At 78.4% G+C, this 703-nt stretch carries 1 protein-coding gene; it reads right to left on the bottom strand.

Annotation, left to right across the window (positions count from 1 at the left end; genetic code table 11):
- Positions 1–13: 13 nt before the first annotated feature.
- The coding region (locus tag DZG00_RS16145) for an ABC transporter ATP-binding protein (RefSeq protein WP_147360099.1) at positions 14–703 on the bottom strand (690 nt) is incomplete at its 5' end.

Below are 703 nucleotides of genomic sequence, written 5' to 3'. Positions count from 1 at the left end.
GACGGGGCGGCGCTCATCGCACGGCCTCCAGCCGCCCGGCCCGGCCCGGGACGGCGTCGAGGCGCAGGACGTCGTCGGCCAGCGCGCGCACCAGGTCGGCGTCGTGGGTGACCGCCAGGACGCCCACGCCCTCGCGGTCGACGAGGTCGGCGAGGAGCGCGACGAGCTCGGCCCAGGTGCGGGCGTCCTGCCCGAACGTCGGCTCGTCGAGGACGAGGAGGCGCGGTGCGGTGGCGAGGGCGGTCGCCACCGACAGGCGCCGCTTCTCCCCGCCGGAGAGGGTGAAGGGGTTGGCCTGCGCGAGGCCGTCGAGGCGCAGGCGCACGAGCAGCTCGTCGACGCGGCGGGCGGCGTCGGCGGGATCCATGCCCACGGCCCGCGGGCCGACCTCGAGCTCCGCCCGCACGGTTGCGGCGAGGAACTGGTGCTCGGGGTCCTGGAAGACGGTGCCGATCCGGGCGGCGAGCTCGCGCGAGCGCCAGGCCGCGGGATCGGCGCCGAGCCCGTCAGCGAGGGTCGGCCCCGCGACGACCCCTCCGGACAGTGGACGCAACAGGCCGCCCAGCGTCAGCGCGAGCGTGCTCTTGCCGCCGCCGTTCGGGCCGGTGAGCGCGGTGACGCGGCCGGAGGCGAGCGCGACGCCGATGTCGTCGGCGACCGCGGACCGGCGGGAGCCGCTCCGCCCGACGGCGAGGCCGTCCGC

The sequence above is a fragment of the Clavibacter lycopersici genome (assembly GCF_003576405.1).
Taxonomy (GTDB): domain Bacteria; phylum Actinomycetota; class Actinomycetes; order Actinomycetales; family Microbacteriaceae; genus Clavibacter; species Clavibacter lycopersici.
This window is presented reverse-complemented; position numbering and strand designations above follow the sequence as displayed.